Here is a 25,756-nt window from a genome sequence, read left to right as displayed (position 1 = left end):
GACTCATCGGTAGTGATTCAGAGGTTCTGCAGCAGGGTGCGCACCGGGGCGGGCAGGCCTAGGGCCGCTCGCTCGCCGGGATCGCACCAGCGCAGGCTGGCATTATCGGCGATGCGCTGAAGCGCCGTCGCCTCGTCGAACAATAACGGCTCGACCTTGAGCCGATAGTGGCTGAAAACGTGCACGAATGGTGGCAGCGCATGCGCATCATCGATCCGCGCCAGGGACTCGGCGGTGCGCCACGCGTGATCGTGATCGCTTGCTTCGGGAAGACTCCACAAGCCGGACCACACACCTTGCGCGCCGCGGCGTTCGAGCAATACGCGTCCAGCGGCGTCGCGCAGGATCAGCATGACCGTGTCGCGCGTGGGTATCGCTTTGGTGGGTTTGGCGCTGGGCAGTTGCGCGGTGAGATGGTCACGCTTGGCGACGCAGTCCGCTGCAAGCGGGCACTGATCGCACAGCGCCTTGGAGCGCACGCACACGGTGGCTCCAAGATCCATGATCGCTTGTGTGTAGTCGGCGGTGCGCAGGGCTGGGGTCAATGCATCGGCGTGTTGCCAGAGCGTCTTTTCGATGGCGCTTTGGCCTGGATGCCCGTGGATGCCCAGATACCGCGTGAGCACGCGTTTGACGTTGCCATCGAGGATGGCAAAACGCAGTCCATGAGCCTGCGCGAGGATCGCGCCCGCGGTGGAGCGGCCGATGCCCGGTAGATCAGCCAGTGCATCGAAATCGCGCGGCAATTCGCCCTGGTGCTTCTCCACGCAGATCTGCGCGGCGCGTTGCAGGAAGCGTGCTCGACGGTAGTAGCCAAGGCCGGACCATAGCGCGAGCACGGTATCTTCTTCGGCGGAGGCAAGATCGCGCAGCGTCGGCAGCGCGGCAACAAAACGCTGGAAGTACGGAATGACCGTGACCACCTGTGTCTGCTGCAACATCACCTCCGACAACCACACGCGATAAGCGTCGCGTGGGTGCTGCCAGGGCAGATCCTTGCGGCCGTGTTCGTCGAACCAGGCCAGCAATGCAGCAGCAAATGGATTCATGGCGACTTGCGCGTGGGCTTGGGCGGCGCGGGTTTCGCTGCTGCCGGTTTGGGCGGTGTCGCTGTGCTTGCCGCAGGAGCAGGCACATCGGTGCCTGCCTGGATGGTGAGGCCTTCCACGCTGATGTCGCCGGCCTCGATGCTGGCCACTTCCGCATGTCCGTTGCCGGGCGGAACGGTGAGTCGCGGACCGTCGTCGTGATCGAGCTGCGACCACCAGCTGGCCAGAGCCAAAGGCGGGATATGCAGGTCGGCGTGATTGTCTGGACCATCCAGCTTCAGCGCTAGCATCAGTGGATCGCTCTGGTCGGCGGGCGTCAGTTGGATCACTGCGTCGTATTCACCCGCATTGGCGTGGTCTAGCTTGCCGGTCAGTTGCGCGGATGCATCGGCGGCACCGCGCCAACGTGCGTCACCCGTGAGGTGCAGGGTGAGCGTGGTGCTGTGCGCTACGTACAGCGCGATGTTCTGCAGCAGCAGCGAACCATTCTTGATGCTGGGCGTCACCGATAGCCGCAACTGGGTGGGAATGCCCTGCGCATCCTTCGCCGTGATGGTGAGCGGAAACGCATGATTGGCGGCGAGGCGGCCCGCATCGAGCTCCACATCGCCGAGCAACAGCTGGTTGCCGCGCACCAGGCTGCCGCGCGTGATATGCACGCCGGCATCGATGCTCGGTATCGCCGCAGGCACCGCGGACGGTCCGGAGGGCAGGTCGTCCAGCCATGATTGCAAGGCATCGAGGTCGACGCGCGGTGAGTCGATCTGCATCTGCGAAATCACGGTTTCGCCGTGCAGCAGCGTGCGCCACGGCAGCGCGAGCGTGCCGCGCGCCGCCAGCAGGATGGGCATGTTGGCGTTGCGCGCGGTGAGCGTGATGCCTTCGAGCTCGAGCGCGGGACGTGGGAACAGCGCTGGCGTGGCGGGGCTGGCGAGACTCAGCTCAAGGCCGGCGTCCTGCGCCTGTTGCTGCAGCATCGCGGTGATGCGTTCGGGTTGCAGCAGCACGTGTACCGCGATTAGCGCGACAGCCACGAGCAGCAGCGTGGCGCTGCTGAGCACGATAAGGGCGAGGCGGAGCCAGCGCGGCACCCGTCAGCGCTCCTCAGCCTTGACCCAGGCTGGCGGGAAGCAGGCCGTCGACATAAGCCTCGGCATCGAACACGCGCAGATCGGTGGCGGTTTCGCCCAGGCCCACGTAGCGGATGGGCAGGCCGAATTCACGCGCCAGTGCAAACACCACGCCGCCCTTGGCGGTGCCGTCGAGCTTGGTCACCACCAAGCCGCTGACGCCGACGATCTGGCGGAACTGGCGCACCTGGCTCACGGCGTTCTGGCCGGTGGTGCCGTCGATCACCATCAGCACCTCGTGCGGCGCAGCGGTGTCGATTTTCTTGAGCACGCGGGCAATCTTGCCCAGTTCGTCCATCAGGCCGCCCTGCGTGTGCAGGCGGCCGGCGGTGTCGGCGATCAGCACATCGGCGTTGCGCGAACGCGCGGCCTGCAGTGCATCGAAGATCACACTGGCGGCGTCGGCGTCCTGGCCCTGCGAAATCACCGGCACCTTGTTGCGCTCGCCCCAGGTCTTGAGCTGTTCCACGGCAGCAGCGCGGAAGGTGTCGCCGGCGGCGAGCATCACCTGGCGACCCTCATCGCGATAACGACGCGCGAGCTTGCCGATGGTGGTGGTCTTGCCGACGCCGTTGATGCCTACGGTGAGGATCACGTACGGCTTGAGGCCGCCGACTTCCAGCGGCGTTTCGACCGGACGCAGCATCGCAATCAGCGACTGGCGCAGCGCGGCAAGCAGCGCACTGGCATCGGCGAACTCGCGCTTATGCATGCGCTTGCGCAGATCCTCCACCAGGGTCGTGCTCGCTTCGACGCCGACGTCGGCGGTGATAAGCGTGGTTTCCAGCTCGTCCAGCAGGTCGTCGTCCAGCTTGGGATGACGGATGAAGAGGGAAGTGAGGCTGCGTGCGAACCCGCTGCCGGAAAGGCGTTCGCGCCAGCTGCGCTTGGCCGGAGCGGCAGCGGCTTCGACGACGGCGGCAAGTTCGCTGGCGACGTCTTCGGCGGGCGCATCGGGTGCGGGCGGCGTTTCGGCCAGCGCTTCGTCCAGGGTGGGACTGGCGTGGTCGAGCGAGACGGCATCCGTGTCGTGCGCAAAGCCGGCTGCCGGAGCGATCTCGTCCGCAGGCGCGGTCGACTGGCCCGGTGCGGCGTCAGCGGGTTTCTTCTTCCAGAACTTGAGCATTGCGGCAGGGATTCAAAGACAATGGCCCGCATGCTACCACCCCCTTCCAAACTCACCGCTGAGCCATGGCGCCCATGAAGGGCGCGAGCGGGCGCATCCGCATCATTGGCGGACAGTTGCGCAATTCTCGCCTCGATGTGCCCGATCTGCCCGGCCTGCGCCCCACGCCGGAGCGCGTGCGCGAGACCCTGTTCAACTGGCTGGCGCCGGTGATCGATGGGGCACGCTGCCTGGATTTGTGTGCTGGGACCGGGGCGCTGGGCGTGGAGGCGCTGTCGCGTGGCGCGGCTGGCGTGCAGTTTGTCGAGCGTGATGCACGGGCCGCCCAGGCGTTGCGGGACAATCTGGCGCGCCTGAAGGCCAGCGGTGGGCAGGTCGCCGCGATCGACGCGCAGGTCTATCTCCAGGGCGCTGCGCAGCCGTTTGGGGTGGTGTTTCTTGACCCGCCGTTTGCGCTCGATTTGTGGGCTCCCCTGACCCGGCAGTTGGAGCAGGGTGGGTGGCTGACGGCGTCGGCGTGGGTCTATGTGGAGTCGCCTCGGCAGGCGGCGCCGGTGGTTCCCGCCAACTGGACCGTGCATCGGCAGGGGACGGCGGGCGACGTGCTCTACACGCTTTATCGACGCGGGGCTTGATGCATGCTCTGCGCGACCATCCGGCGGAAACGGTACACCGCGGCGTGGCGGTCGCGCACAAGGTGCGCTCCCACAAGGGTGAGGCGGGCCTGTGGTGCCTTGGGCCCATGGATTTCCGGGTTTAGGAAACAGGCTAGGCGGATGCCTCGAACGGGCCTAAGCTAGCCGCCCCTCTGCTGACGGTGACTCGTCACGTGAACAAGCTGCCGGTCAACCAGCGCCTCGCCGTTTACCCGGGTACCTTCGATCCCATCACCAACGGCCATGCCGATCTGGTGGCGCGTGCTGCGCCGCTGTTCGAGCGCATCATCGTGGCGGTGGCCGACAGCCCCAACAAGGGCCGGGGGCCGGGCTTCAGCCTCAACGAGCGCATCGCCCTGGCGCGACTGGCGCTGGCCGACCTGAGGAATGTGGAAGTGCGGGGCTTCGATGGCTTGCTGGCGCATTTCGTCGAGGAAGTGGGCGCCGGCGTGATCATCCGCGGCCTGCGCGCCGTCTCGGATTTCGAATACGAATTCCAGCTCGCCAGCATGAACCGCCACCTCATTCCCCAGGCCGAGACGCTGTTTCTTACGCCGGCCGAGCAGTACAGCTTCATCTCCTCGACCCTGGTGCGCGAGATCGGCCGTCTGGGCGGCGATATTTCCGGTTTCGTGCACCCCGCCGTGCAGCAGGCGATGCGCCAGCGCTGGCACCGCGACCGTGCGGCCTCGGACGACTGAGCACCCCGTAAACCCGCAGTGCAACACGTCTGACGGTGTCCGGAGCGGGCATCGTCGTGTATCCTCGCCCGCATCCTGCGGACAGGACAGTCGCTCGCCGCGGATCAGGGGTAGGCAAGGTTTTGCTGGTGGCACGGCTGCCAAGAAACCGGTTGATTCCCCCGGTCCAACAAGGCTCTGTCGCATGACGGCCGAAAGGTCGGTTATCCAACGGATCCCATGACCAGATTTCATCATTCCAGGGTGACCACCATGTACAAGTACGCTCTTCTCGCCGCCATCGCGATCACCGGCATCACCGCCTGCAGCCAGCAGGACGAGTCCGCCCAGCAGCCGACCGAGCAGGTCGCCGCCGTAACCAAGCCGACCGATCCGAACGATTCCAAGGCGTGGAACGCCTACCTCGGCCAGATCGTCCAGAAGAACATGCAGGGCATGACGGCCGACCGTCCGTTCCCGTACCTGGTGCCGGGCGGCGATACCGAAGACGCCAACGCGCTGCGCCAGCGCCAGCTCGAGCAGGTGCAGGACACCGTGGCCCGCGGCGTGCTGCCGGGCAATATGCTGGTGTTCGCCGGTCCCGATTCGTCCAAGACCTCGCAGTTCGTGACCGATGCCTTCAAGGACGCCAAGGCCGGCTCCTTCAAGGACGTGATCGTGCTGGTGATCGGCGACGCCGGTGACAAGGACAAGGTGACCTCGGCGCTGCAGCCGACCGGCGCCACCATCCGTTACGTGAACATGTAAGTTCCGGATTCCGGAGCGGTTTCGAAGCCCGCGGTGCGAAAGTGCCGCGGGCTTTTGTTTTTCCAGTGCGCATCCATCTTGATGGTTCCAACCGCCGGATCTTGCGGCGCACCATCCGCGCCCACCATGTAAACTCAGCGAATGTCCCTGAAAATCCTCGATACCTGCGTCAATTGCGACGTCTGCGAACCGGTTTGTCCGAACAAGGCGATCTCGCTGGGCGAGGAGTACTACGTGATCGATCCGTCGCTGTGCACGGAGTGCATCGGTCACTACGACGAACCGCAATGCGTGGATGTGTGCCCGGTCGAGTGCATCATCGTCGACCCCGAGCACACCGAAACCCACGATCAGCTCGACCTCAAGTACCGTTTCCTGATGGCGCAAGGCGATAGCGCGGCACCATCGGGCCATGTATCCCCAAAGGACGACGCATGAAGCACCCGTTGAACTGGCGCGTGACGCTGCTGGCCCTGCTTGTTTCCTCCAGCGTTGCATACGCCGACAGCCGCCCCGCCGTTGCTCCCGCCACCACCGCTCCCGCGCACGTCATCACGCAGCGTCCCGGCCACGCCGGCATCGCCAGCGCGAATTTCCACGCCACTGACGCCGGCCTCGAAGTGCTGGCCAAGGGGGGCAATGCGTTCGACGCGGCCATCGCGGTGGCTTCCACGCTGTCCATCGTGGAGCCGGAAAGCTCAGGCATCGGCGGCGGATTCATGGCGGTGCTGCATCGCGCCTCCGACGGCAAGGACATCTTCATCGATGCGCGCGAAACCGCGCCGGCAGCGGTGAACACCAAGGACTACCTCAACAAGGACGGCTCGCCCAATCGCGACACCGCCTTGAACGGGCCGCTTTCCGCCGGCATTCCCGGCGAGCCCGCCGGCCTCGCGTGGCTGGCCAAGCACTACGGCAAGCTGCCGCTGAAGGATTCGCTGACGCCGGCCATCCGCCTGGCGCGCGACGGCTTCCAGCCCGATGCCCGCCTGATCAACGCGATCAGCGAACGCCAGCAGGACATCCAGCGCTGGCCTGCGTCAGTGGCCAAGTACCTGCCGAACGGCAAGCCGCCCGTCGCCGGTCAGGCATGGCGCGATCCGGACCAGGCCCGCACGCTGGAAGTGCTGGGCGAGCAGGGTGCCGATGGTTTCTATCGCGGCGAGATCGGCAAGAAGATGGTCGACGCCGTGCGCGCGGCCGGTGGCAACTGGACGGCTAAAGACCTGGAGAGCTACCAGGTGAAGGAACGCACGCCGATCACGGTGGACTATCGCGGCTATCGCGTGGTCACCGCGCCGCCGTCCTCGTCGGGTGGCGTGGCGGTGGCGGAGATCCTCAACATCCTCTCTGGCTACGACCTGAGCAAGCTCGATGAGGCCCATCGCACGCATCTGGTGATCGAAGCCATGCGTCGCGCGTTCCGGGACCATAACGACTATCTGGGCGACCCGGACTTCGTGAAGATGCCGCTGGACATGCTGTTGTCGCCTTATTACGCGGCCGGTCTGCGCATGACCATCCTGCCCGACAAGGCCACGCCCTCGTCGATGCTGCCGGGCAGCACCGGTGTGGATCCGGGCATGCACACCACGCATTTCTCGGTGATCGACAAGGACGGCAATATCGCCTCGATCACCTCGACGGTGAACTACACCATGGGCTCCACCTTCGTTGCCGCTGGCACCGGCGTGCTGCTCAACGACGAGATGGACGACTTCGCGCTGGTGCCCAACAAGCCCAACGTCTACGGCCTGCTGGGCAGCGAGGCGAATGCGCCGGCTCCGGGCAAGCGCATGCTGTCGTCGATGACGCCGAGCATCGTGTTCGGCGCCGATCGCGTCGGCGTGATCGGTTCGCCGGGCGGTTCGACCATCATCACCCAGGTGCTGGAAGGCATCCTGGCCTTCATGGATGGCAAGAATGCCGAGGGCATTGCCGCGCAGAAGCGCTACCACCACCAGTACATGCCTGATCGCGTGGATGTGGAGCCGGGCACCTTCGATCCGGCCACCGCCGACGCGCTCAGGCAGATGGGCCACGAGCTGAAGGAACGCAGCCCCTGGGGCTACATGAACGTGGTCACGTGGGATCTGAAGACCAACAAGCTCGATGCGGCCAGCGATCCGCGCCGCGAGTCGGGTCTGGGCAAGGTGCAGTAACGATGGAACTGTGGTCTCTCACCGGCAATTCGCAGCAGCTTGATGGCGGCGCCATGTTTGTTCGGCCCATCCATGGGCCTCACCCCGCGCTTTGCGCGGGGCCGCCTGCGGCGTCCGGATTCGCTCCCGGCGAATCCGTGGCAACGCGAGGTATTTGATATGGAACTCTGGTCGCTTACTGGCAACTCCCAGCAGCTTGATGGTGGCGCCATGTTTGGCAACGCTCCGCGGGCGCTGTGGTCACGCTGGATCAAGCCCGATGCGGAAAACCGCATTCCGCTTGCATGCCGCTGCCTGCTGGTGAAAGACCTCGACGGCAAGAACGTGCTGTTCGAAACCGGCATCGGTGCGTTCTTCGAGCCTGCGTTGCGCGAGCGCTACGGTGTGGTGGAAGAGCGTCATGTGCTGCTCGATTCATTGGCGGAAGCCGGGCTCACGCACGAAGACATCGACGCCGTGGTGTTGTCGCATCTGCACTTCGACCACGCTGGCGGCTTGCTTGCTGCGTGGGAAGAGGGGCAGTCGCCGCGCCTGCTGTTTCCGAAGGCTGCCTATATCGTCGGCGCCGAACATTGGCGTCGCGCGCTGCAACCGCATGCGCGCGATCGTGCCTCGTTCGTGCCGGAGTTGCAGCCGCTGCTAGAGGCAAGCGGTCGTCTGGAGCTGGTCGAAGGCGAGCATTCCAAGGCACTGGGTGAGGCCGTTCGCTTCAGCTATTCGGACGGCCACACGCCCGGACTGATGTTGGCGGAAGTGGCCGGCGTGGTGTTCTGCGCCGATCTCATCCCGGGGCGCTTTTGGGTGCACCTGCCTATTACGATGGGCTACGACCGCTATCCGGAAAAATTGATCGAGGAGAAGCGCGCGTTTCTGGACGACAAGTTGGCCCGCGACGTGCGCCTGTTTTTCACCCACGACCACGACTGTGCCGTGGCGCGTGTGGTGCGGGACGAGCGGGGCCGTTACGGTACGGCTGACGAACAAGTAGCGATGCGGGGACAGGCGGCCTGACCAGTCGTCCACAGGGGGAGGGGATCACCATGCAGCCTTGGTTGCGACGCGTTTTGGGTGTGCTGCTTTTGTTGGCGGGTGCGGGTCTGGTCGCGATGACCGAGCAGGGGCTGCTCGACAATCGCCATGCCTCCGATCGCCACGGCGGACAGATTTTCGACCTTGGCGGCGGCGATTCGTCGACCGCAGGTCATCACGGCAACCTGGTGCGCGTCAGCGGCGCCGTGCGCGTGATCGAGGAGCCCTCTGATCCCGAGTTCGGACAACGCGCGCATGCGCCGGTGCTGATTCGGCACGTCGAGATGTTCCAGTGGCGCGAGCTGCGCATGGGCGGCGACGTGCACTACGAACAGGACTGGGTCGATCGTCCGGTCGATTCGCGGCGTTTTGCGCAGACCTCGGGCCATGTGAATCCCGAACGCTTTCCGATCGAAGGCAGGCAGTTCGATGCCGGCCAGGCCCGCGTGGGCAACTATGTGCTGTCCGCACCGCTGCTGCATGCGCTGCTTGGCGGCGAGCTGATCGAGCCGAACATCAAGACGTTGCCGACGAATCTGGCGGCGAGCTTTGCGCCTAACGGCAACTACTTCACCACCAGCGAGCATCCCGATCATCCGCAGCTGGGCGATTTGCGCGTCAGCTGGGAGGCGGTGCCGGCGCAGGTGGTCACGGTGTTCGCCCAGATCGATGGCGATCAGCTGGTTCCCTCGGCCAGCGCCACTGACGGCAAGGGTTTCGACGTGCAGATCGGCGAGCGATCGCTGGTCGACGTGGTTCCCGATGTTCCTGCGCCACCGTCGTTCGTATGGGCACGCCGGATCGGCGGATTGCTGCTGGCGATGCTGGGCGCGCTGCTGTTGCTCCCCGAGCGTCCCCGCACGCATCACGATGCCTTGCTCGCGGTCGGCAGCGGTGCGCTGCTGATTTCCGCGGTGGCTTGTGTGATGTGGCTGGGGACGGATATGGCGGTGGGGGCGATGTGGTTTGGGGTGGCGTTGGTGGGGATGGGGGTGGCGGTTTGGAGGTTGCGGGTGACGGCTGCCTGAGCGTTGCTCCCTCTCCCCCGCGGGGAGAGGGTTGGGGTGAGGGGCCAACCTTGCCTCGCGGTGCGGAATCGCCCCTGTCTTCTTTTTGCTCGCCATTACTGCGATGGCGCGAGGCGCTTCTCGATAACCGAACGGCTGGTCACTCACTGACTACGCGCTGGGTCGTCACGACCTCGCCATCTGGCTCGCCTGCCGCGGGCTTCCGTCCTCCTGCCGGAGGCCGGGTCACTTTTCTTTGCTTGCCCAAAGAAAAGTAACCAAAAGAAAGGGCCCCCCGGATGACGCGCCTTCCGGGCTACGCCCTCCAGGTGCGCGGTCGGGTTACGGGGTTTTTCGACAGGACATCCCTGTCCTGTCGAAAAACTGGCCGCATCCATGCGGCCACCCTGCGGGCTTTCCTCCACCCGCCCGCCGCGTCATACGGGGACCCCGGGAGCCAAGAGCCAAGAGCCAAGAGCCAGATTAAGAGCCAGACAACGCCCGGTCTTGCCGGGTATCTTTCTGTAGGAGCGCACTTGTGCGCGACCAGCCGACGGAGCGGTACATCCCGGCGCTGCGGTCGCGCACAAGTGCGCTCCTACAAGAGGGCGCTTACGCCGTGGGGCGCGAATTGAAGGTTGCTGCTGGGCTATTTGTGGGAGCGCACCCTGTGCGCGACAAGCCTACGGAGCGGTATACCCATGCGTGGCAGTCGCGCACAGGGTGCGCTCCCACAGACGAGCGGGCGTCAACCTTGGCGCAGCGAGAAAACCAGGATTAGCAAGCTCAATTGGGTCGCTGGTCCGCGAACGCGTAAACGTGATCGGCCCACTGTGTGGCTTCGAGATAGATCGCTGCCATGCGGCGAATGACTTGTGGCTGCACTTCGCCACCGCGAAGGTTGCCTGCTTCCCACGCGCGGATCTGATCGAGCAGCGTCGCGAACGGTCCCTTGTTCTCCAGCAGTGCGCTGCTGATTTCGCGGGCGAGCGGCAGGTGCCACAGGACGAAATCCATCGGGGCTTCCATCATCGCGTCGAGCAGCGAGAAGAGGCCGGCGGTGAAGGCCATTTCGCGTTGTTCGGCGGGCATGTGCTGGGCGAGCTTTTCGCACATGTGGGCGCGGATGAGCGCGGCGCGCAGCAGTTCCGGCGGACGGTCGCCGGTGCCGCTCAGCGCCATCGTGTAGATCCAGTTACGCAAGCGCGCGGCGCCGAAGAAGATGGCCGCCTGCTGCACGGATTTGAGCTGGCGCGGCAATGCGAAGTACGCGGAGTTCACGCAGCCCAGCAGCTTGTAGCTGAGGATGGCGTCGTCGCGCACGATCTGGCCTAGTTCGACCGGGCCCGGATTGCCTTCCTGCAAGGCCTTCATCAGGCGCAGCAGACTCAGGCGGCTGGCGGAGAGCACCGGCACGGCGACGGGTTCGGGCTTGAGCAGGAACTGGCCCTGGATCGCCTGCAACGGCAGCGATTCGCAGCGGTGATAGGTGTCGTGATCGTCGACGTGGCCGGCGACCACATGGGTGCCGCGCGCGTGCAGGTATTCGCTGCGCGAGCGCAGCGTGGCCGGGTCGAGCTTGCTGGCGTCCAGGCGCACGAACTGCACGATCTTGAGCAGGGGTTCCACGGCGGGATTGAATTCCAGCGTGGTGTCGCCGGCATCGAGCATCAGCGGGCAACCGCGCTGCGCCATGCGTGCCAGGCGTTCGACCAGGGCGGCATCGGCGGCGGCCTCGGGCTGCAGCAGCACGCCGAAGCGTGGCTGGTGCTGCAGCACGTCGGTTTCTTCCATCAGCAATTCGTGCGTGAGCCTGAGGAACGTGCGGTTGCCGCGCACCAGGCGCGCGAGCGCGCCATCGGTGATGGTGGCGAGCGCGCGACGCATCAGCGTGGCTTCGTCCTCCGCATCGTCCTGGAAGACGATCTCGTAGGCGAACAGTTCGCGCTTGCTGTCCAGCATGGGCAGACGGATCACCGGCAGCGCTTGTTCGCTGGCGGTGGAGGCGTCCGAGGCGGAGGGGATGGCCGCAGCTTCGCTCATGATCAGTCGATGTGGTGACGATGGTGGAGAGGAGCGGCAACTGCCGCCTGCAAACAACCGCGCGTGCTGGAAGGCTGGACGCGCGTCATAACGTCTTAAGCCTCGGCCAAAGACTGTGAGCGCAGGCTCGTGCGCAGATCACCGGTGCGGCCGTACACGCTCGCTTCGGCTTCGTTACCGGTCAGTACGGCCAACGCCTTGCGCACTTGCTGCAGGCGCAGGCCGACGAGATAACCGTTGCGCTGGTTGAGCTGCTGGCAGGCACGCAGCGACTGCAGAATCTCTTGCCAGCGGGGAGCCAGTGTGCGGCTGGCTTCCGGCGCGCCCTGGCTGAGCTGCACGCGTTCGCTGTCGAGCTGCTCCAGTCGCACCATCAATTCGTGCTTGCTGGCGCCGGCCTGATTGAGCGTATCGACGTCGGCTGTTTCCAGGGCGGTGCGCTCGGTGGTGAGCGCATCCATCAATTGGCCCACTGCCAGCCGCATCTCGTCCACCGCGGCGGTCAGCGCATGGTCCAGTTCGGCTTGCAGTGACGGGCTCATGACTTGCCGTTGAGCTGGTTTTCGAGGGACATCATGCGATCGGCAATCTTGCCCGCATCGACCTTGTAGGTGCCGCTGGCCAGCTGCTGGCGGATGTGCTCGACTTTCTTCGTGTCCATGGTGGCACCGCTGTTCGTGCGGGATGCTTCCTGCAAGGCACGCGCGGAGTCGGTCAGCTGGACGCGGTCGTTTGCGCCCGTGCTGCTGCCGGTGGCCTCGCTGGCCGTGGTGCTGGTCGCGCCCTGCGTGGAGCCGCTGGCCTGGCCCGTGGCGGGCTGGGGAAGCTTGGGCAAGCCGTTGTTGGAGATCGTGGTATTCATGGGTCCGTTCTCTTGGATATCTGGCCCTGTTGCTTACAGGATCGGCCAGGGGGCCGCAAACTTTAATCGCTCGTGCACTGCAGTCAGGGTAGCGCCAGGACTTCCCCCGGGGCCGTCACCATGGCGTCGATCACCTTGCCGGAACTGCCGTTGCGCACCTTCAGGCGCGAACCGCTGTCCCCGCCACCCAGCGCGACGCCGCTGGCGCGGACTTCGATCCCATCCAGCCGGGACACCAGTTGCACCTGGTCGCCCGCCTTCACCGCGCTGCGCCCGCCCAGTGCCGCCGGCGTGACCACCGAGCCGGCGCCCAGGGCGCGCGAGAGCGTACGCCCCTGCAGCTCTGCCATGTCGTTGACATAGCCATAGCCCAGGCGGGTGATGTCGCGCTCCTCGCTGCGCACGTCGTCGGCGCGAACGCCGTCACCGCGCTGCAGTGGATGAGTCAGCACCAGCACCTGGCGAAACACCTGCAATTGCACGGGCACGTGCAGAGTCCAGCCATCCGGGCCCGGGCACCTTACCAGCACGTTCATGCGTGGCATCAGACGAGCGCCTGCCTGCAGGCCCGCCGTCAGCGAGGCCGGGCAGGGCGCGAGCTGCAGCGCGTGCGTATCAAGTTCAGCGGCTTGCGCCACGACGCGGCTGCCGGGCGTCTCGTACTGGCCACGCAGCCATTGCTCGGCCGCCGTACGCGCCGCCTGTGCCGGCTCCGTCGCATGGACGGGCAGCACGAGGGCGCCGAGCAGCAGGGCGGCCAGAGGATGCTTCATAAATCGGCGAGCAGTGCGTTCAGTTGGGTCAGCAGCGTTTCGCGCTCGCCTTCGAGCTGTCGCATCAGCTGGCCCGCCTGATCGAGCTGGCCATCGCATAGCAGGGTGGCAAACGTGCTGCCTTGCTCGCGCATGCGCGCGCCAGCGGCCGAGAGTGCGCCGGCGGCGGCGTTGCTGGAGCGGCCTGCAGTGAGGCGGTCGAGCGTGCGGCTGAGGGCCTGGGTGTCGAACCAGCGGCGATCGAGCGCGGCCGGCTCCTGCAGCGCCAGCTCCATCGCCTGGCGCAGGCCTTGGGCGGCTTCGCGCACGGTGAGGCTGAGGCTGGCCGGATCTTCGCCACTTTCGCTCTCCAGCCAGTCCAGCGCGAGGCGATGGCCGAGCAGGGCGCCGCGGCTCAATGCTTCGGACTGGCGGGTGGCTTCCGCCGAACGACGATGCCACGCGCCCAGCGCGGCTTGCGCCGCGACGGCGCGGGCGTGGTGGACGTCCTGATTCTTCTGCATGTTGCCGATGCGCTCGCCGATCTGGCGCAGCGCCTCGCCGCTGTCGCGCAGCGAGGTTTCGGTCTGGCTGAGGCCGCCCTGCGCGCGGTCGAGGCGCTGCAGGCCTTGCTGCACATCGCCATCCAGCTGCAGCGAGAAATCACCGATGGAGCCGGTGACCGTTTCGATCTCGTTGGTGGCCAGGCTGGTTTTCTCGGCCAGCTGTTTCACTTCGTCGGCCACGACGGCAAAGCCGCGACCAGCTTCGCCAGCGCGGGCGGCTTCGATGGCGGCATTCAATGCCACCAGGTTGGTCTGGTGGGCGATTTCCTGCACCACGCTGGTGAGCTTGCGGATCTGCGCCACTTGTTCGGCGAGCTTGCTCTGGTTGCGGTTCATGGCCGACAGCGCCGTGCGCAGCAGGCGCAGCTGGCCGTCGAGCTCGCTCACGCTGCGCTCGCTGGTCTCGCCGGTCTGGCGTGCATAGTCCAGGCCGGTGCCAATCTGTTGGAGGGATGTCGAGATTCCGGCACTGCCGTCCGTCAAACGGCCGACGTCGTCGCGGCTCTCCTGCGCCGACTGGTGCATGGACGCCTGCTCGCGCGCCAGCTGCTGCGATGCACCCAGCACCAGGCCCAGCTGCTCCATCGTCTGCATGGCCACGGCCACGGGCGGCCTGGCAGTGAGAACGGCCGCCAGCAGCGGCGCCAATGCCTGCGCTGCGCGCGGATGGCGGGCCGTCAGCTGTGCGACCTGGGCGCGATCACCCGCCGCGGCAGCGCGGGCAAGTTCGGCGAGGTGCTGGCTCCAGATCAGACTCATGGGTGGATCTTTCCTTACTTTAGGGTCGCCTCCGGCATCGGCGGCGAACGTCGGAACTTGAGAAGCAAGCGACGTGCCATGGCGATGTTGCTGCTCAAGCCGATGCGCCGGCGGCCGATACGCGGGAGATAAAGCGGCTGGGCCGCGGCGAGGAATCCGCATGAGCGCGTGGATGGACAAGGTGGAGCAGCAGACCCGGCTGGCGGGTCACAACCGCGTGGCCATGCTGTTGTTCCGGATGGGCGATGAGCAGCTGTTCGGCATCAATGTGTTCAAGGTGAGGGAGGTCATGCGCCGTCCGCCGATGGAACGCATGCCTGATGCGCATCCGCTGATTGCCGGCAGTTGCGATTACCGTGGCACCACCATTCCCGTCATCGACCTGGCGGTGGCGCTGGGTTACCCGTCTTTGCGTGATGTGAGCTCGGCACACCTTATGGTTACGGAGTTCAGTCGCAGCGTGCAGGGCTTTCTGGTGGCCGAGCCGCAGCGGCTGGTTCACTGCGATGGCGAATCACTGGCTGCGCCGTCGGCAGCGCTGGGCTTTGGCAGTCGCGTCAATGCCGTGACTCGCGTGGACGGCTCCTTGGTCGCCGTGGTCGACGTGGAGCATGTGCTGGCCACGCTCAATGCCAACACCACCGAATTGTCCGCGCCGATGCAGCGCATCGCGCGCGTACATGATCTGCAGCCGCGGCGGGTGATGGTGGTGGACGATTCGCTGGTGGCGCGCAACCAGCTGGTGAATCTGTTCCGCCAGATGGATGTGGAATGCGTGGTCGCCCAGGACGGACGTGAGGCGCTGGAGCGGCTGGAGGCGCTGGCGGAAACGCCTGGCGAGGAAAGCGTGACCCTGGTGGTGTCGGATATCGAGATGCCGCGGATGGATGGTTACGCGTTGACGCGGGCGATTCGCGAAACGGCGTCGCTGCGGTCGCTGAAGGTGGTGTTGCACAGTTCGATCAGCGGGATCTTCAATGAGGCGATGGTGCGCGAGGTGAATGCGGATCGCTTTGTGGCGAAGTTTCAGCCGGATTTGTTGGCGCAGACGGTGTTGGAGTTGATGCCGGAGAGGTTTGAGGGGTTTTGAGGGTTTGTTGGGGTGTCGCCAACGCTCCGATCTGCGCGTCTTGCTCCCTCTCCCCTCTGGGGAGAGGGTTGGGGTGAGGGGCCAATCTAGCCTCACCCTCCGCAGCTACCCCGGTCCTCTCTTGCTCGTCATCCCGGCGTAGGCTGGGATTCACTAGCGAAAGTCCCCGGTTGTTGCCCTATCGCCAGCGTGCCGCCTACGCGGCGGGCGTTTCGTCTGCCTGCCGGCAGCCGAGTTACTTTCTCTTGCTTGCCCAAGAGAAAGTAACCAAAGAGAAGGGCCCCCCCGGACGACGCGCCTTCCGGGCCTTTGGCCCTCCAGGTGCGCGTGCGGGTTACGGGGTTTTTCGACAGGACATCCCTGTCCTGTCGAAAAACTGGCCGCATCCATGCGGCCACCCTTCGGGCTGTTCCTCCACCCGCCCGCCGCGTCATACGGGGACCCCGGTGGCAGAGCCAGATCAAGAGCCCAATACCCGGCGTTGCGGGGCCGAGCAGGTCTTTTGTAGGAGCGCACTTGTGCGCGACCAACCGGAGCGATGCACCGCGGCGCCGCGGTCGCGCACAAGTGCGCTCCTACAGAGGGGTTCGTACGTTGTAGGCCGCGTGTTAGATGCCACGATCCGCTCTTTGTAGGAGCGCACCCTGTGCGCGACAAACCTACGGAGCGGTGCACTGCAGCGTGGCTGTCGCGCACAGGGTGCGCTCCCACAGACAGGCAGGGTGCGGCGATGGCTGGAGGGCTGGGTCGCTCGAAAGTGCTCCGCTGAGACCCTCCCGAGCCCCCGCGTCAGGAAGCCGCTACCGCCCGCGTCGAAATTCCGACTCCCACCCGAAAACCCACTCCAAGGCCTTGCGCAAAATCCGCGTAAACCCAGCAACGGTGCGGCCTCCCAGCCGTCTCCTGAACCGTGGCACGCAAATTGCTCAAACCGTCCCGCGGCCTCCGCCGCAGGAGTGAGTGATGAGTTCGATCAACGACAACCTGTTCGGATTGCACACGCAGGCGCTTGATACGTGGCAGCGGCGCAGTGAAGTGTTGGCGAGCAATCTGGCCAATGCGGACACGCCGGGATACCTCGCGCGCGATGTCGACTTCAAGAAGGCCATGGCCAATGCGAGCGGCAACAGCAACACGCTGGCCATGACGATTACGCAGCCGGGGCAGATCAATCCGCAGGCGCAGTCGGCGCAACAACTTGCGTATCGCACGCCCACGCAGCCCTCGATGGACGGCAATACGGTGGACACGCAGGTGGAGCAGGCGAACTTCGCCGCTAACGGCGTGCATTACCAGGCAAGCCTGTCCTTTATCACGGCGCAGATCCACATGCTGCGCACGGCCATCACCGGAGGCCAGAGCTGATGTCCTTGTTCAAGATCTTTGATGTCTCCGGTTCGGGCATGGCGGCGCAGTCGCTGCGGCTCAACACGGTGGCGTCCAACCTTGCCAATGCCGACAGCGTGTCGAGCACGCCCGAGGGCGCGTATCGCGCGAAGGAGCCGTTGTTCTCGGCGGTGCAGCGCGCGATGGGCGGCGCCAAGAACGCCGATGCGGACAGTTCCGTGGGCGTGCAGGTGAAGGGCGTGACCGAGAGCCAGGCCGATGTGCAGGCTCGTTACGAGCCGGGCAACCCGATGGCGGACGACACGGGTTACGTCTATGGCAGCAACGTCAATCCCATCGATGAGCTGGTGAACATGATCACGGCGTCGCGCTCGTACCAGAACAACGTCGAGGCGATGAATACCACCAAGCAGCTGATGCTCAAGACACTCGACCTCGGCAAGTAAGCCGGCAGGAAACCCCATGTCCACGATTCCAAGCAGCACCAGCAATACCAATACGAACAACTCGAGCAGTTCCAGTTCGAGCAGCTCGTCGAACGTGAACTCGGCGCTGTCGAGCACGATGACGCAGGCTGATTTCCTCAAGTTGATGACGGCCCAGCTGCAGGCGCAGGACCCGACCAACCCGGTCGACAACTCGCAGTTCGTTTCGCAGATGGCGCAGTTCAGCCAGTTGTCGGCCACGCAGCAGCTCGATACCGACCTGCAGACGATGAGCAGCAATGTCACGTCGAACATGCAGACCTCGCAGGTGCTCAGCTCGGCGAACCTGGTGAACCGTGATGTGCTGGTACCGGCCGGCTCGGCCGCCTTTGACGGCACCGACGCGATAAAGGGCGCCATCAATGTGACCGCCGCGAGCAGCCCGACGGTGCAGGTGCTCGATGGCAGCGGCAACGTGATACGCACGATTGCCCTGGGTGCACAAAGCGCGGGCCTGGCGCAGTTCAGCTGGGACGGCAAGGACGACAGCGGCAATACGGTGGCCAAGGGCACTTATACGCTGCAGGCGAGCAGTGGCTCGGGCAGCGCCAGCACCTCGTTGGACACCTATGTCTCCGGCACGGTGACGGGCGTGGGTTATGGCGGCAGCACGCTGGGCACGTACTTGCAGGTATCGGGCGTGGGCGGCGTGCCGCTCAGTCAGGTGGCACAGATTCTCTGACGCTACACGCGTCCACTCACACGAGGAATAGAACATGGCACTCAACACGGCGCTCAGCGGCATCAACGCTGCCCAGTCCGATCTCAACGTCATCGCCAACAACATCGCCAATGCGAACACCACCGGCTTCAAAGGTTCGCGTGCGGAGTTCGCGGACATCTTCGCGGTGACCGGCCTCAATCTCAATTCCACTGCGGTGGGCAGCGGCGTCACGCTGCAGGACGTGGCGCAGCAGTTCAATCAGGGCGACCTGCAGACCACCGGCAACAGCCTGGACCTGGCCATCAATGGCAATGGCTTTTTCGCGGTGAACAACGGCAGCGGCGTGCAGTACACGCGCGCCGGCGATTTCATCAAGAACTCCAACGGCTTCATCACTTCGCCGGATGGTTCGCGCCTGCAGATCTACCCGCCCAACGGCAATGGCGGCTTCGACATGAGCACGCTGTCCGACTTCAGCTGGCAGACCGCGCAGAGCAGCGCCACGGCGACCTCGTCGATCACCTTGTCGTCGAACCTGCCGGCCAGCGCCACCGTGCCGACGAATCCGTTCAGCACCACCGATTCGACCAGCTACAACAACGCGGCGCCGGTCACCGTGTACGACTCGCAGGGCGGTTCGCATCAGGCCACGATCTACTACGTGAAGACCGGCACCAACACCTGGAACGCCAATCTCTATGTGGACGGCCAGAGCGCCGGCACGCAGCCGATGACGTTCGACAGCACCGGCAAGCTCACCACGCCGACCACCGGCACGCTGGCCTTCAACCCGGTCAATCTGGGCAACGGTTCCTCGCCGCTGACGCTGTCGCTCAACGTGACCAATATCACCCAGTTCGGTACAGACTACTCGGCCGCCCCGATCATCCAGAACGGCTTCGAAGCAGGCACCTTGTCGGGTCTGGACATCGACGAAAAGGGTGTGGTCACGGCGACCTATTCGAACAACCAGAGCACGCAGATCGGCCAGGTGGCCATCGCCAACTTCGCCAACGTGCAGGGCCTGCGCCAGCTGGGCAATACCACCTGGGTGGCGAGCACCGATTCGGGCCCGGCCACGATGGGTACGGCGAACTCGGGTGAGTTCGGCACCATCGAGTCCGGCGAGCTGGAAAGCTCCAATACGGCTGACACCACCGCGCAGCTGGTCGACATGATCCAGGCCCAGCGCAACTACCAGGCCAATGCGCAGGTGTTGTCGACCGACAACACGCTGGCGTCGTCCTTGTTCAACGCCGTCTCGCGCTGATAAGCCATGGACCGTTCCGTCTACGTAGCGATGACCGGGGCGACGCAGATCATGCGCGCCCAGGACGCGGTGAGCCACAACCTGGCCAACGCGTCCACGGTCGGCTTCAAGAGCCAGATGTCCGCGTTCCAGAGCGTGCCGGTACTTGGCGATGGCACGCCGGCGCGCATCAACGCGGTAACGCATGGCATTGGGCAGAGCAGCGCGCAGGGTTCGCCGGTCAACACCGGGCGTTCGCTGGATATTTCGGTGCGCGGTCCGGGTTTCATCGCGGTGCAGGCGCCAGACGGTTCGGAAGGCTATACGCGTGCGGGCGATCTTCAGCTCACCGCGGACGGCGGGTTGACCGATTCGCGCGGCAATCCGGTGATGGGCAGTTCCGGGCCCATCACCATTCCGCCTTCCACGGATATCAGCGTGGGCTCGGACGGCACCATCTCTACCGTGCCGCAAGGGCAGGGCCCGAATTCTGTATCGCAGATCGATCGCATCAAGCTGGTCAACCCGGACGTTGCGCAGATGACGCAGGCCGGCGACGGCCTGATGCATATGAGCGACGGCAGCACGGCCGCCGCCGACGAGAACATCACCATCGCCTCGGGCGAGCTGGAAGGCAGCAACGTCAATGCATCGGCGGAGCTGGTGAAGATGATCGCGCTTTCGCGCCAGTACGACATGCAGGTGAAGTCCATCAAGACCTCCGAGGACAACGCCGATTCCAGCCTCAAGCTGCTGCAGTCCAACTAAGCCTGACTTACACGGAGTAACCGATGTTTTCTTCCCTGTGGATTGCCAAGACCGGCCTGGACGCGCAGCAGACGCGCATGGACGTGATCTCCAACAACCTGGCCAACGCCAACACCACCGCGTTCAAGAGTTCGCGTGCGGCGTTCCAGGACCTGATGTACCAGAACAAGGGCCAACCCGGATCGCAGACCACCGAGCAGACGCTCAACCCGTCGGGCCTGATGCTGGGCACCGGCGTGAAAGTGGTGGGCAACGAAAAGCTGTTCACCGAAGGCAACCTGACCCAGACCGGCGGCTCGATGGATGTGGCCATCCAGGGGCGCGGCTTCCTGCAGGTGAGCATGCCCGATGGCAGCGTGGCGTATACGCGCGACGGTGCGCTGCATACCGATCCCAATGGCCAGCTGGTGACGGCGGACGGCTATCCGCTGGAGCCGGCCATCACCATGCCGCCGGGCGTGCAGAACATCACCATCGGCACGGACGGCACGGTCTCGGCAACCACCACCTCGTCCGCGACGCCGCAGACGCTGGGCACGCTGCAACTGGCCGACTTCATCAACCCCGCCGGCCTGCAGCCGCTGGGCCAGAACCTTTATGTGGAAACCGCCTCGAGCGGCGCGCCGCAGACCGGCCAGCCTGCCCTCAACGGCATGGGCTCGCTGCTGCAGGGTTCGCTGGAGTCGTCCAACGTCAACGTGGTGGCCGAGATGGTCAACATGATTGAAACCCAGCGCACCTACGAAATGAATTCCAAGGCGATCAGCAGCACCGACCAGATGCTGCAAGACCTGACCGACAAGATGTGAGAACTCCCATGCTGTCCTTCCGCTTCCTCAACCGACTCAGTGTCGTGGTGGCCGTCGCCGTGCTCGCCGGCTGCGTCATGCCGCAGCCGCGCGACGCCAACCAGTGGGCGGCAACCATGCCGGCGGAACAACCCGTGGCGCCGCCGACCGATGGCTCGATCTACCACGCCGAGCAAGGCATGGAGTTGTTCAACGATGCGCGCGCGCATCGCGTGGGCGACATCCTTACCATCTCGCTGGTGGAGAGCACGCAGGCGTCGAAGAAGGCCAGCACCAGCACCAGCAAGAAAGACACCGCCAGCATCGATGCGCCGACCATTCTCGGTCAGGGCCTGAGCATCGGCGGCAAGGTGGCCAATACCACCACCAATGGCGACCGCAGCTTCGACGGCAGCGGCGACAGCAGCCAGAGCAACCAGCTGACCGGCTCGATCACGGTGACCGTCGCGCAGCGCCTATCCAACGGCAACCTGCTGGTGCGTGGCGAGAAGATGCTCACCATCAACCAGGGCCAGGAGCTGATCCGCATCTCCGGCATCGTGCGCCCGCAGGACATCCTGCAGGACAACAGCGTGCCGTCCACGCGCGTGGCAGCCGCACAGATCGCCTATACCGGCAAGGGTTCGCTGGCCGATGCGAATACGCAGGGCTGGTTGTCGCGCTTCTTCAGCTCCAAGTGGATGCCGTACTGATGAACATCCGTCGCCTGCTCCCGCGCGTCTCGCTCGTTCGTATCCGCGAACGTGTCGCATCGGCGCTAAGCAGCACGGCCATCGTGCTGTGCGCCTGCCTCTCGGTGAACCAACCGCTACATGCGGACAAGATCCGCGACCTCACCCAGGTCGCCGGCGTGCGCAGCAATCAGTTGATCGGTTATGGCCTGGTGGTAGGCCTGGATGGCAGTGGCGACCAGACCACGCAGGCGCCGTTCACCACGCAGAGTCTGGAAAACATGCTGGTGCAGTTCGGCATCACGGTGCCGGCCAATGTGCGTCCGCAGTTGAAGAACGCAGCAGCCGTCACGGTCACCGCACAGCTGCCGCCGTTCGCCAAGCCGGGGCAGGCGATCGATGTCACGGTGGCGTCGATCGGCAATGCCAAGAGCATTCGCGGCGGCGAATTGTTGATGACGCCGCTGCGCGGTGCCGACGGCAATGTCTATGCGATGGCGCAGGGCAGTGTGGTGGTGGGTGGCATCAGCGCGCAGGGCAAGAGTGGTTCCAGTGTGCAGGTGAATATTTCCGCCAGCGGTCGCGTGCCTAATGGCGCGACGGTCGAGCGTGCTGTGGCTTCCGCGTTTTCCAACGGCGGCGACCTCGTGCTCAATCTCAACACGGCCGACTTCACCACGGCGACGCGCGTGGCAGAAGCGGTCAATCGGACCTACGGCGCCGGCACCGCGAGTGCGCTCGATGGTGGCTCGGTGAGCGTGCGTGGTCCGCTCGACCCGGCCCAGCGCGTGGCATGGCTGGGCGCGATCCAGGGCATCGAAGTGACGCCGGGCGATGCGCCCGCGCGCGTGGTAGTCAACTCTCGCACCGGCACCGTGGTGATCGGACAGGAAGTGCGCGTGACGCCTGCCGCCGTGGCGCACGGCTCGATCCAGGTGACGATTTCCGAGAATCCGCAGGTATCGCAGCCGGCGCCCTTCAGCAAGGGTGGGCAGACGGTGGTGGTGCCGCAAAGCGACGTGCAGGTCAGCGAGGACGGCGGCCACATGTTCAAGTTCGGCCCAGGTACGAATCTCGACACCATCGTGCGTGCGGTAAATCAGGTGGGCGCCTCGCCCAGCGATCTGATCTCCATCCTGCAGGCGCTCAAGCAGGCGGGTGCGCTGCATGCGGAGCTGGTGGTGATCTGATGGAGATGATCTGATGGCGATCTCCGGCGACGCTGCCAGCAGTCTCAATACCTGGACCGATCTGTCCGGGTTCGCCGCGCTGCGCCAGAGCGCGCAGAGCGACGCCAAGGCGGCACTGCCGGCGGTAGCCAAGCAGTTCGAGTCGATCTTCACCCAGATGATGCTCAAGTCGATGCGCGACGCGAGCAGCGGCGACGGCTTGTTCGACAGCGATGCCGGCAACCAGTGGCGCGACATGTTCGACCAGCAGTTGTCGGTGCAGCTGTCGCAGGGCGGCAATGGCATCGGCATCGCGCAGATGCTGGTGCGCCAGTTGGGCGGCGCACTCGGCGGCAAGTCGGATGGCACGACCGGCGACGCCAGTGGCAGCAAGACAGCCGGTGCGGCAGGCCTGGACGACAGCTGGCAGAAGCGCCTCAGCGACATCGCAGGTTCGGCGCGGCAGGTCGGCGAGAAGGTGCTCAAGCTGATGCCGGCCGATGCGGAAGATTTCGTGCGCCAACTGGCACCTTATGCGCAAAAAGCTGCGGAGAAACTCGGTGTATCGGTACGCGCGGTGTTGGCGCAGGCCGCGCTGGAAACGCAGTGGGGCCAGCACATGCCGGCGCATTCCAACGGCAATACCAGCAACAACCTGTTCGGCATGAAGGCCGGGCAGAGCTGGGGCGGCGAAAAGGTCAGCGTGCCCACGCTGGAATTCGAAGACGGCGTAGCGGTGCATCGCCGCGCGCAGTTCCGCTCCTACGACAACCCGGGCCAGTCGTTCGACGACTACGCCCAACTGATTGCCGACAACCCGCGTTATGCCAAGGCGCTCAACCATGGCGAAGACGTGGTGGGCTTCGCCCGCGGACTGGCCAGCGGTGGTTATGCGACCGATCCGTCCTATGCGCAAAAAATCGTGGCCATCGCCAATAGTCCCCAGATGCGTGACGCACTCGACGCCATCGGGCAAGCCGCCCTCAAGAAAGTCGGCGTCGCGCCGAACCCCTCCCAGTGATTGCCCCGGAATGACATATGTCTAACCTTCTCAGCATTGGTACCTCAGGGCTGAACGCCGCACAGGTGGCGTTGACCACCGTGGGCAACAACATCAGCAACGTCAACACGGCGGGCTATAGCCGTCAGACGGTGCTGCAGACCGAGGCCATCTCGCAGGCCGGCGGCAACTACACCATCGGCAGCGGCGTCAATGTGCAGGCGGTGCAGCGCGCCTACAGCGACTTCCTCACCACCGCGTTGTGGACGTCCAATTCCAGCCTGCAGCGCGCCACCACGTACAACAGCCTGGCCACCACGCTCAACAGTTCGCTCTCGGCCAGCGGCAACCTGCAGACTGCGCTGGATAACTTCTATGGCGCGTTCAGCACGGTCGCCAATACGCCGGGCGTTGCCTCGAGCCGTCAGTCGCTGCTGGGCAGCGCCGGCCAGGCCGTCACGGTGTTCAATACGCTGGGCCAGCAGCTCGCGGCGCAGCAGAGCCAGGTGAATGCGCAGATTTCGACCACGGTCGACAGCATCAACAACGTCTCGGCCAATATCGCCAGCGTGAACGCGCAGATCCATGCGGCGGGCAACAATGTTCCCAACGACCTGCTCGACCAGCGCGACAACCTGGTGCAGACGCTGTCGGGTTACCTGGGCGTGTCTGCCTATACGCAGAGTGACGGCACCGTCAGCGTGTATACCTCGAGCGGCGCGGCACTGGTCACCGGCGACAAATCGTTTGCGCTCAAGACCGGCAACAATCAGTACGACGCCTCGCGCACCGAAGTGCTCGACAACACCGGCACCGTGGTCAGCAGCAAATTGAGCGGCGGCTCGCTGGGTGCGTTGCTCGATTACCGCGGCAACGTGCTCGACAGCGTGCAGAACCAGCTCGGCCAGGCGGCCGTGGCGCTGTCCACCAGCGTCAACACGCAGCAGTCCAAGGGTCTGGATCAATACGGCAAGCGGGGCGGGCCGATGTTCAGCGTACCGTCGCCGGCCGTGCTGCCCAGCAATCTCAACAAGGGCACCGCCAGCGTGTCGGCGAGCATCAGCGACGTGTCGCAGCTCACCGGCTCGGACTATGTGCTGAGCTACGACGGCAGCAACTGGAGCATGGCGACTACCGCCGGCCAGAGCGTGCCAATGACGGCCAACCCGGATGGCACGTATTCCGCCGACGGCATGACGCTGACGCTGTCCGGCACGGCGCAGGCGGGCGACACGTTCCAGCTGCAGCCGACGCGCCAGGCATCCACCGGCCTCGCGCTCACCATGACTGATCCCAACGGCATTGCTGCCGCAGCCGCGTTGAATGCGACGGCGGCCAAGGCCAATACCGGCAACGGCGCGATCGGCTCGGTGACGGTGACCGATCCCACCAATGCTGCCCTGCTCAGCGGCGCCACTGTCAGTTTTCCGACGTCCGGCAGCTATCAGGTGACCGACGGCTCGGGCAACGTGCTTGCCAGCGGCAGCTATGCGCCGGGGCAGACCATCAGCGCCAATGGCTGGAGCGTGACACCGTCGGGCACACCGGCAGCAAGCGACAGCTTCAGCATCGGCGCCAACACCAACGGCCTCAACGACACCAGCAATGCGCTTGCGCTGGCCGGCCTGGCGGACAAGGGTGTGCTGGCCGGCGGCACGCAGTCGGTGATCGATGCGTACGGCACGCTGACCACCAACATCGGCACGGTGGGCAGCCAGGCAGGAAGCAACCTCACCACGCAGACCAGCCTGTTCAACCAGGCCATGTCCGCGCAGCAAAGCGTTTCGGGCGTGAACCTCGATGAAGAGGCGTCCAACATGGTCAAGTACCAGCAGGCCTACCAGGCCTCCGCGCAGGTGATCTCCACCGCGCAAACCATCTTCAGCAGCTTGCTCACCGCGATCCAGGGATAACC

General features: G+C 65.1%; 26 protein-coding genes. 18 read left to right on the top strand and 8 right to left on the bottom strand.

Annotated features, from left to right (window positions below; genetic code table 11):
* Positions 1 to 17: 17 nt before the first annotated feature.
* From mutY to ftsY, 3 genes are read right to left on the bottom strand one after another with little or no spacing between them, the layout of a single operon-like run.
* A complete protein-coding gene (mutY, locus tag AC1DKY_RS17130; protein WP_441603011.1) occupies positions 18 to 1,049 on the bottom strand; it encodes an A/G-specific adenine glycosylase in 1,032 nt (343 codons plus the stop codon).
* Positions 1,046 to 2,140 (bottom strand): AsmA family protein, encoded by a 1,095-nt coding sequence (locus AC1DKY_RS17125; protein WP_441603010.1) that lies wholly within the window; start codon positions 2,138 to 2,140, stop codon positions 1,046 to 1,048. The genes mutY and AC1DKY_RS17125 overlap by 4 nt, the downstream gene beginning before the upstream one ends.
* Before the next feature lie 13 nt (positions 2,141 to 2,153).
* Complete coding sequence (gene ftsY / locus AC1DKY_RS17120) at positions 2,154 to 3,305, bottom strand: signal recognition particle-docking protein FtsY (RefSeq protein ID WP_441603009.1); 1,152 nt, start codon at positions 3,303 to 3,305, stop codon at positions 2,154 to 2,156.
* 74 nt (positions 3,306 to 3,379) lie between these two features.
* Here ftsY and rsmD point away from each other — a divergent pair, with 74 nt between their 5' ends.
* From rsmD to AC1DKY_RS17085, 7 genes are all read left to right on the top strand, one after another.
* On the top strand, positions 3,380 to 3,940 hold the full coding sequence (gene rsmD, locus AC1DKY_RS17115) for a 16S rRNA (guanine(966)-N(2))-methyltransferase RsmD (RefSeq protein ID WP_441603156.1): 561 nt from the start codon (positions 3,380 to 3,382) through the stop codon (positions 3,938 to 3,940).
* A gap of 203 nt (positions 3,941 to 4,143) precedes the next feature.
* Positions 4,144 to 4,662 carry a pantetheine-phosphate adenylyltransferase gene (coaD, locus tag AC1DKY_RS17110; RefSeq protein WP_121883249.1) on the top strand — a complete coding sequence of 173 codons (519 nt, stop codon included), beginning with the start codon at positions 4,144 to 4,146 and terminating at the stop codon, positions 4,660 to 4,662.
* Positions 4,663 to 4,914: 252 nt separating this feature from the next.
* Positions 4,915 to 5,409 carry a hypothetical protein gene (locus AC1DKY_RS17105; protein WP_441603008.1) on the top strand — a complete coding sequence of 165 codons (495 nt, stop codon included), beginning with the start codon at positions 4,915 to 4,917 and terminating at the stop codon, positions 5,407 to 5,409.
* A gap of 141 nt (positions 5,410 to 5,550) precedes the next feature.
* On the top strand, positions 5,551 to 5,847 hold the full coding sequence (locus tag AC1DKY_RS17100; protein ID WP_441603007.1) for a YfhL family 4Fe-4S dicluster ferredoxin: 297 nt from the start codon (positions 5,551 to 5,553) through the stop codon (positions 5,845 to 5,847).
* Positions 5,844 to 7,571, top strand: coding sequence for a gamma-glutamyltransferase (gene ggt / locus AC1DKY_RS17095; protein WP_441603006.1), 1,728 nt, complete (start codon positions 5,844 to 5,846; stop codon positions 7,569 to 7,571). The genes AC1DKY_RS17100 and ggt overlap by 4 nt, the downstream gene beginning before the upstream one ends.
* Positions 7,572 to 7,730: 159 nt before the next feature.
* Entirely contained in the window at positions 7,731 to 8,582 is an 852-nt protein-coding gene (locus AC1DKY_RS17090) for an MBL fold metallo-hydrolase (RefSeq protein WP_441603005.1), read from the top strand.
* Between the two features lie 29 nt (positions 8,583 to 8,611).
* Positions 8,612 to 9,628, top strand: coding sequence for a TMEM43 family protein (locus AC1DKY_RS17085; protein WP_441603004.1), 1,017 nt, complete (start codon positions 8,612 to 8,614; stop codon positions 9,626 to 9,628).
* Between the two features lie 765 nt (positions 9,629 to 10,393).
* On the opposite strand, the gene AC1DKY_RS17080 is transcribed toward AC1DKY_RS17085, so the two are convergent.
* The 5 genes from AC1DKY_RS17080 to AC1DKY_RS17060 form a co-directional block, all read right to left on the bottom strand.
* Positions 10,394 to 11,650, bottom strand: a complete 1,257-nt coding sequence (locus tag AC1DKY_RS17080; RefSeq protein ID WP_441603003.1) for an EAL and HDOD domain-containing protein — start codon at positions 11,648 to 11,650, stop codon at positions 10,394 to 10,396.
* A gap of 95 nt (positions 11,651 to 11,745) precedes the next feature.
* Complete coding sequence (locus AC1DKY_RS17075; RefSeq protein ID WP_441603002.1) at positions 11,746 to 12,192, bottom strand: flagella synthesis protein FlgN; 447 nt, start codon at positions 12,190 to 12,192, stop codon at positions 11,746 to 11,748.
* On the bottom strand, positions 12,189 to 12,512 hold the full coding sequence (gene flgM, locus AC1DKY_RS17070; RefSeq protein ID WP_441603001.1) for a flagellar biosynthesis anti-sigma factor FlgM: 324 nt from the start codon (positions 12,510 to 12,512) through the stop codon (positions 12,189 to 12,191). Before flgM ends, AC1DKY_RS17075 begins: the two co-directional genes overlap by 4 nt.
* An 83-nt stretch (positions 12,513 to 12,595) precedes the next feature.
* The gene (gene flgA / locus AC1DKY_RS17065) at positions 12,596 to 13,285 is read right to left on the bottom strand and encodes a flagellar basal body P-ring formation chaperone FlgA (protein WP_441603000.1); all 690 of its coding nucleotides are present in this window, start codon (positions 13,283 to 13,285) and stop codon (positions 12,596 to 12,598) included.
* Positions 13,282 to 14,589 carry a methyl-accepting chemotaxis protein gene (locus AC1DKY_RS17060; protein ID WP_441602999.1) on the bottom strand — a complete coding sequence of 436 codons (1,308 nt, stop codon included), beginning with the start codon at positions 14,587 to 14,589 and terminating at the stop codon, positions 13,282 to 13,284. The genes flgA and AC1DKY_RS17060 overlap by 4 nt, the downstream gene beginning before the upstream one ends.
* A gap of 160 nt (positions 14,590 to 14,749) precedes the next feature.
* On the opposite strand from AC1DKY_RS17060, the gene AC1DKY_RS17055 reads away from it, so the two are divergent.
* The 11 genes from AC1DKY_RS17055 (at position 14,750) to flgK (ending at position 25,754) form a co-directional block, all read left to right on the top strand.
* Positions 14,750 to 15,679, top strand: a complete 930-nt coding sequence (locus AC1DKY_RS17055; protein ID WP_441602998.1) for a chemotaxis protein — start codon at positions 14,750 to 14,752, stop codon at positions 15,677 to 15,679.
* 963 nt (positions 15,680 to 16,642) lie between these two features.
* On the top strand, positions 16,643 to 17,044 hold the full coding sequence (gene flgB / locus AC1DKY_RS17050; protein WP_441602997.1) for a flagellar basal body rod protein FlgB: 402 nt from the start codon (positions 16,643 to 16,645) through the stop codon (positions 17,042 to 17,044).
* Complete coding sequence (flgC, locus tag AC1DKY_RS17045) at positions 17,044 to 17,472, top strand: flagellar basal body rod protein FlgC (RefSeq protein WP_441602996.1); 429 nt, start codon at positions 17,044 to 17,046, stop codon at positions 17,470 to 17,472. The genes flgB and flgC overlap by 1 nt, the downstream gene beginning before the upstream one ends.
* Positions 17,473 to 17,488: 16 nt before the next feature.
* A complete protein-coding gene (locus AC1DKY_RS17040) occupies positions 17,489 to 18,193 on the top strand; it encodes a flagellar hook assembly protein FlgD (RefSeq protein ID WP_441602995.1) in 705 nt (234 codons plus the stop codon).
* 34 nt (positions 18,194 to 18,227) lie between these two features.
* A complete protein-coding gene (gene flgE / locus AC1DKY_RS17035; protein ID WP_441602994.1) occupies positions 18,228 to 19,445 on the top strand; it encodes a flagellar hook protein FlgE in 1,218 nt (405 codons plus the stop codon).
* Positions 19,446 to 19,451: 6 nt separating this feature from the next.
* On the top strand, positions 19,452 to 20,192 hold the full coding sequence (gene flgF / locus AC1DKY_RS17030) for a flagellar basal-body rod protein FlgF (protein WP_441602993.1): 741 nt from the start codon (positions 19,452 to 19,454) through the stop codon (positions 20,190 to 20,192).
* Positions 20,193 to 20,215: 23 nt separating this feature from the next.
* Positions 20,216 to 21,001 (top strand): flagellar basal-body rod protein FlgG, encoded by a 786-nt coding sequence (gene flgG / locus AC1DKY_RS17025; protein ID WP_046973171.1) that lies wholly within the window; start codon positions 20,216 to 20,218, stop codon positions 20,999 to 21,001.
* 8 nt (positions 21,002 to 21,009) lie between these two features.
* Positions 21,010 to 21,693, top strand: a complete 684-nt coding sequence (gene flgH / locus AC1DKY_RS17020) for a flagellar basal body L-ring protein FlgH (RefSeq protein ID WP_441602992.1) — start codon at positions 21,010 to 21,012, stop codon at positions 21,691 to 21,693.
* Positions 21,693 to 22,862 carry a flagellar basal body P-ring protein FlgI gene (locus AC1DKY_RS17015; RefSeq protein ID WP_441602991.1) on the top strand — a complete coding sequence of 390 codons (1,170 nt, stop codon included), beginning with the start codon at positions 21,693 to 21,695 and terminating at the stop codon, positions 22,860 to 22,862. Before flgH ends, AC1DKY_RS17015 begins: the two co-directional genes overlap by 1 nt.
* 13 nt (positions 22,863 to 22,875) lie before the next feature.
* Positions 22,876 to 23,862, top strand: coding sequence for a flagellar assembly peptidoglycan hydrolase FlgJ (gene flgJ / locus AC1DKY_RS17010; protein WP_441602990.1), 987 nt, complete (start codon positions 22,876 to 22,878; stop codon positions 23,860 to 23,862).
* Between the two features lie 17 nt (positions 23,863 to 23,879).
* Complete coding sequence (gene flgK / locus AC1DKY_RS17005) at positions 23,880 to 25,754, top strand: flagellar hook-associated protein FlgK (RefSeq protein ID WP_441602989.1); 1,875 nt, start codon at positions 23,880 to 23,882, stop codon at positions 25,752 to 25,754.
* The last annotated feature ends 2 nt before the right edge of the window (positions 25,755 to 25,756 follow it).

It is taken from the genome of Dyella sp. 01N448 (assembly GCF_056399225.1).
Note: the sequence above shows the minus strand (reverse complement) of the source record. Positions and strands in the feature narration are given on the sequence as shown.